We start from the raw sequence: 6,431 nt of genomic DNA on the forward strand, positions 1-6,431 counted from the left end.
AAAATTTTGGTCAAAACAATAGACGAAAAGAGCGTGCATATTTTAGGGGTTTAGCAATAAAGTATCTTATATACAAGGGATTTCAAAGTTAGGAAAACAAATGCTTCTGGGATATTTTACATAATACTACATTATAGCTATCAAATGGATAAACCACTCTTATTAACTAAACAATACATTTGTACTATAATGTTCTGCGTTATGTAACTTGAGCTTTGGCTAAAAGCGAAAGTTGTTACTACAGTTTCTTCAAAAAATTTATTCTAAAAAGCTTCTTCTACAATGTTAATGGAACACTTTTTATGCGACGACGTAGGAGGGAAGCGTAATGTGTGTGGAATGGTTTAGTATGCCAAAATGCTATTTGTCTGTCATTTATTGAATTTTGCACGATTCTGTCAGTAAATATTTAACGAAATTACATAAAAAAATGCCACAATGTCTTAAACAAGACATTTGGCACGAATTTTGTTTTAAATTCAGCTATTGTTTGTTGCAGTTAAAACAAATAAGTACGTCTAATTTTCGAGGCTTAGGACCTTTATTATTAGTGATTTATAAGTTTTAAAAGTTTATTTAAAAGATAATTTTCGACGTTATCAGTGTGCAAATATAAAAATAAATTGTTAATAACAATGTTAAAATAAATATAAATTAAAAATATCATATCCTAGAAAGTAAATTTTAAAATAGAGAAGAGAGAAACGTTATAAAAGCAATAATTGCTTTTATAAAATAAGTATTAGCAATAGTGTTAATACATAACAATTTTAAAATATATATAGAGATATGAATATATCAGAATATTATAAGTTAGGATATCAACAGCAAAAATTAGACTTTGTTGATATCAGATTAAATACAGACAACTTATTGTTTGTAGATCCAAGGTTGATTGAAAGCTTGGGAACACCTTTAGCAAAAAAAATGCAAAAGCATTTAGAAGTTTTCTGGGGTGAATTACTAAAAAACGTAAAACAAAAATCTTTTAGTAGTGCGGATTACTTATTATCAGGATTAAGTGAGCCTAACGAAACAAGACTAGGTTATGCATTTAGTAAGGATTATGGAAATTCAGTTGGAAATAAATTAAGACAAAGAATAGCCGACACAATTTACAATAATATAGCAGTAAAAACTGGTGTTTTAAGCCACTTTGCTGATATTGAATTGTTTTTTGAAGATATTAGTTCTGATCGAATTTCTGACATAACAACTAAAATTATTAAATCTGTTTTAATTGAGTTTACTCAAGAGCAATGTAGAATTCATAAAACACCTATGAAAACCTTTGTTCAGAAGGACATTTTTGATATTAGCACTTTAAAATGGGTAACTAAAAAAGTTGAATTGCCTGAATACTTTGGTAAGCCAATAATTTTTATACCTAAAAATATTGTTAGATTAGAAAATTCAGCTGGAAAAAATGTAAGCTGTTTTTATAGATATGCAATAAGACAATTTGTTAGCAATGATACCAAAATGCTAAAGGATGTTAGTCCTACAGGTAAAGATGGTAAAATACTAATAAGAGATGTTAAGTCTCAATATCCTCTGTCTAAAGCATCTTTAACTAATTGGACAATCCATTTTGGTAAATTATTAGTTGATTATAAAACTGACCATTTAAATGGCAGATTAAGAGTCTTAACAGATGATGAGATAATTGAAATCATATATGATGATGGTTATGGTTATTCAGATGTTGGATAGATAATTGAAGTAGTTTAAGGCAGGCTTAAATGCCTGCTTTAAAACTGAAAACAATATTATTCCTATAGATCATAGGAATGAAAAGACTGAACAGAAACGGGTTCGATTCCTGTATGCTCCACTAGAATATAATTAAATGGGGCATTAGTAGATTTGGCTAGAACGGTTCTTTAAAATAACAAAAAGCCACCTTTATGGTGGTTTTTTGCATTTATTAAAGGGTTTGTTGGCCTCATAAAATTTTGGTTAAAACAATAGGAGAAATGAGCGTCCATATTTTAGGGGTTTAGTAATACAGTTTCTTAAGAGTTTCCATTATACAAGGGATTTCAAAGCAATGTAAACGAGTTCCAATGTTTCCTAAAATATAGCGAATGAGCCGTTAATTGTTTCCAAAATTATATGCAGCCTTGAATTTTTGTTTCTTTTGTTTCAAGACACTATTTTAAAGAATTGATTAAGTATCAATTTTTAAAATACAAATAATGAAAAAGAAAAAAAATAATTGAAATTCTACATAGAGGCTATCATACATGCTACGCATTTGTGTTTAAAATACGGGTGAATGAAATTGTTGGTAGCGGTTAATTTATATAGCTACACAACAATAAATACAACTACAAAGCCACAAGTAGCTTGACATAATTACTATCGATATAAGTCTAAAGACCTTATATCTGCAATTATGTCAAATATCGCCCAAAAGCGCTATTTCGCTAATTATTACAATTTGTACTATAATTTACATTATGTAAAATAGAATATTTTAAACCCTTGTATATCCGTTCTTTGTAATTTAATTTAATCGAATAAAATCTATATCCTGTTTTTGTTCGTAAATAGACTTAGAACCTAAAATGATATTTAATTATAAAACCTAATTTATGACAAAGTTACCATTAGTATTACTCGCCACACTTGTATTAACCACTTCTTGTGTGTCTAAAAAGAAATATGTGGCGCTTGAGCGTGAAAACGGCGAAATAAAAAGCGCACTAACTAAAGTTCGCGTTGAAAATGAGGACTTAGAATCTAAATTCGCAGTTATACAAGCTCGTGTAGATACTTATAACTCTAAAATAAATGCTTTAACAGAAGAAAACGAAGTCAAATTTGAAACCGTTGGCGATGTTGCTGTTATTTCCGATGCTACTAAAAAAACGATGCGCGAAACCTTAAAAAACGTGGATCCTAATATATTGGCCAATGCCACTTCCCTTAAAGATTCTATGAATCTTGCGGTATCTTATAACCTTCAAAAAACCATGGACAACAATAGCTTTAACGAAGATGAAGATATTGCCATCGATATTGACGAAACGGTTGTTATGATCTCCATTTCAGATAAAATGCTATTCAATACCGCTAGTTACAGACTAAGCAGTAAAGCGAACACTATTCTAGAAAAATTAGCTAATATTATCAATTCCGAGCCTAGTATTGAAGTCATGGTTGAAGGCCATACAGACTCTAGGTCTATTAATACTGCTAAAATTGCTAACAACTGGGAATTGAGTGTGTTGCGCGCTACGTCTGTAGTTCGTAAATTACAGGACAGCTATGGGGTGGCACCAGAAAAATTAATTGCCGCTGGACGAAGTAGCTATTTACCAGTTGCCGATAACGACAGCAGTGAAAACCGGGCTAAAAACAGAAGAACACGTATTGTTATTCTACCAAATATTAACAAGTTTTTTGCCCTTATGGCATCTAACGAGTAATAAAAACCCTCATTAATTAGTCCACTAAAAGGGCTGTTCTACTGCTATTGGACAGCCCTTTTTATATGCTCTTTTTTCTCATCGGTTTTCATGTTAAATATATACCAAAAATAATATATACATTTTTTTGCTGTATTGATTATGCTATCTTTGCACCCCTTAATGGGCCATTTTAATGAAATCAGATTCCAAAAACAAAACAGAAAAATCCCGTTTAAAATTACTGCACCAGTATTATAAATATACGGGGTTCTATACCTTTGTATGGCAAACTGTAAAAAAAGCATTGCCTTATATTATTGTGTTGGTGGGCCTTGTTTATGTGGTAAACCACTTCTTCGATATTAATAAAGCATTGGTGCGTCTTACTGAAATTTTACCCGTTTATGGGGTGTTGAGTTTCTTTTTTGTATCTGAAACGCTTCTTGGTCTTGTGCCACCAGAAATCTTTATTGCCTGGGCAGATAAAATGTATAGTCCTTGGCTTTATTTAACTATTTTGGCACTGCTTTCGTATAGCGGCGGACTCTTATCCTACTGGATGGGCCGTACCATTTCTAAAACACCTTCTGTACGGAGCTATTTAGAGGTAAAGATGGAAAAGCAACTTAAAAATTCTAAAAAATGGGGCGGTTTCCTTATCGTTGTGGGTGCTTTGTTGCCCCTGCCCTTTTCTATTTCCTGTATTGCTGCGGGTATTATTAAATTCCCTTTTAGAAATGTCATGCTTTTTGGATCGCTTCGGTTATTGCGCTTTGTCATCTATGGCGTTATCATCTTCAACGTATTATAAAAATGTCTTAAAAGACTCTGTTTTTAAGCTATAGATGGTTATTTTTGTAGATTAAAATAATTCACATGTTTTCATTTGTTAGTATTTTTAGATGGATTGCGCTTTTGGAAGGGCTTTCTTATATTTTGCTTTTGTTTATCGCTACGCCTATTAAGTATCTTTTAGATGATCCGCAATATGTAAAACTATTGGGTATGCCCCACGGTATACTATTTGTCGCCTATGTGGCACTTGCTTTTTTGTTTAAAAAAGATTTCAACTGGACCAACAAACAATTTGGATGGGTGTTATTGGCTTCTATCCTTCCTTTTGGCACCTTCTATATTGACAGAAAATATTTAAAGACCGCCTAAATGGAAAACCTTGAAGAGACGTCTTCGGCATACACACATATACTATATAATTATTTAATAGACATCGGGCTTTCGGAAACGCTGTCTCAGTACATCAATATGTTCGCTCTCCTAACGGCTTTATTGATTACGGCAACCATTATCCATTTTCTTGTTAGAAGGGTTTTAATTAGAATATTTGGACAATTTGCATCCAGTTCTAAAACGAATTTCGACGATTTATTGGTAGCCAATAAAGTACCGAGAAATATTGCACATATTTTCCCCCTTACCATTGCAATTAAATACATGCCCCATGTATTTGTCGACTTTGATAGTTTTGGTTTTTTTGTAGATAAATGCCTAAAGGTGTTTGCTATTATCCTAATCCTATGGATTATTAGGAGTTTGCTTAATACCATAAGGGATTATTTAAAAACCTTACCTAACCTTAGAGATAAGCCTATAGACAGTTACATTCAGGTTTTTATGATATTTGCCTGGGTCGCCGGTGTGTTGTCTGCCTTTGCTGTAATTACAGGTATCCCTTTATTAAAGTTTCTTACAGGTCTTGGTGCTGCGTCGGCCGTAATCTTACTTATCTTTAAAGACACCATTTTAGGTTTTGTGGCCAGTATCCAGGTGTCTATAAACGACATGGTGCACATTGGCGATTGGATTACCTTTGAAAAATATGGTGCCGATGGCGATGTTATCGAAATCAGTTTAGCAACGGTAAAAGTTCAAAACTTCGATAAAACCATTACCACAATTCCTACTTATGCCCTTATTTCAGACTCGTTTAAAAACTGGCGTGGCATGGAAGGCTCTGGCGGACGCCGTATTAAGCGTTCCCTAAACATTACCATTAATAGCGTTAAATACTTAACTGTAGAAGATGTTAAGGCGCTTAAAAAAATACAACTTATACAATCTTATTTAGACACACGAGAGCGCGATATTGATAATTACAATTCCCAACATCAAATCGATAAATCTTTACTTTTAAATGGCCGTAACCTTACCAATTTGGGGGTTTTTAGAAAATATATCGATTCGTATTTAAAAAACCATTCTGCCATTAATAAAGACATGACTATAATGGTGCGTCAATTGGCGCCAACCCCACAAGGGATTCCTTTAGAAATTTATGCCTTTAGCAGTGATAAACGCTGGGCTAATTATGAATATATTATGGCCGATGTTTTCGATCACATGATTGCAGCAGTCTCCTATTTCAATTTAGAGGTTTTTGAATTGCCAAGCTCGACAAACTTTATGAAATTCGATAATATCGAAACCGAAACGTCCACTAAAGCATCTAATTAGGCACTTTCAGAAGTAAGGCTTAATGGATTAATAACAATAAAAAAAAGCAAAGAATTAGGTGAGTTCTTTGCTTTTTTGATAGTCTTTAAGTTTTTTTTAAAACTCACTCATAATAGGGCACAATTATCCTATGTTTTTTATTGGTTTTTTTTAAATTTATGCTACGTTTTCTAAAGATCCCTGTTGCATTCTTCTACCAATTTCAAGGCAATTAGCTGTGTGTATTCCAAAAAATATCCAAAGTATTTCCGTGGCTTTGGTTTTTGCTTTAATTTTTTTTAGATGGTAATGTTCTTTTTCTTTTCCAAAACTACCTTCTAATCGCGATGCGCGCTCTTTGGTAATCATCGCTTTTAATTTCTTTTGTTGATGATGATGTTTTGAGGGTTTTCCTTTAGGTTTAAAATCGGTTTGTATCGTGTTGCTTGTAGCAAAAACCCTGTTTTTGTTAGTGGCATAAATAGCATCTGCTCCGGCTATTTTTACTTTTATTTTGGTAAGTCCTTGGGCTTTGTAAATCGTGTTTTTAAACTGGGTACCTTC

General features: G+C 32.6%; 6 protein-coding genes. 5 read left to right on the top strand and 1 reads right to left on the bottom strand.

Going from position 1 to position 6,431, the window contains the following annotated elements:
- Window positions 1-789 precede the first annotated feature (789 nt).
- The 5 genes from ACFFU9_RS13765 to ACFFU9_RS13785 all read left to right on the top strand — a co-directional run bounded on the left by ACFFU9_RS13765 (window position 790) and on the right by ACFFU9_RS13785 (window position 5,888).
- Window positions 790-1,713 carry a DUF8370 family protein gene (locus ACFFU9_RS13765; RefSeq protein ID WP_379862060.1) on the top strand — a complete coding sequence of 308 codons (924 nt, stop codon included), beginning with the start codon at window positions 790-792 and terminating at the stop codon, window positions 1,711-1,713.
- Between the two features lie 884 nt (window positions 1,714-2,597).
- The gene (locus ACFFU9_RS13770) at window positions 2,598-3,434 is read left to right on the top strand and encodes an OmpA/MotB family protein (protein WP_379862061.1); all 837 of its coding nucleotides are present in this window, start codon (window positions 2,598-2,600) and stop codon (window positions 3,432-3,434) included.
- Between the two features lie 175 nt (window positions 3,435-3,609).
- Window positions 3,610-4,227: a YqaA family protein gene (locus ACFFU9_RS13775; protein WP_379862062.1), complete on the top strand. Its 618-nt coding sequence runs from the start codon at window positions 3,610-3,612 to the stop codon at window positions 4,225-4,227.
- 65 nt (window positions 4,228-4,292) lie between these two features.
- Window positions 4,293-4,580: a DUF3817 domain-containing protein gene (locus ACFFU9_RS13780; RefSeq protein ID WP_379862063.1), complete on the top strand. Its 288-nt coding sequence runs from the start codon at window positions 4,293-4,295 to the stop codon at window positions 4,578-4,580.
- Window positions 4,581-5,888, top strand: a complete 1,308-nt coding sequence (locus tag ACFFU9_RS13785; protein WP_379862064.1) for a mechanosensitive ion channel family protein — start codon at window positions 4,581-4,583, stop codon at window positions 5,886-5,888. It begins immediately after the preceding gene.
- Window positions 5,889-6,044: 156 nt separating this feature from the next.
- Here the strand turns inward: ACFFU9_RS13785 and ACFFU9_RS13790 are convergent.
- On the bottom strand, window positions 6,045-6,431 hold a 387-nt coding region (locus ACFFU9_RS13790), incomplete at its 5' end, for a transposase (protein WP_379862065.1).

This window comes from Mariniflexile ostreae, assembly GCF_042427585.1.
Taxonomy (GTDB): Bacteria; Bacteroidota; Bacteroidia; order Flavobacteriales; family Flavobacteriaceae; genus Pseudalgibacter; species Pseudalgibacter ostreae.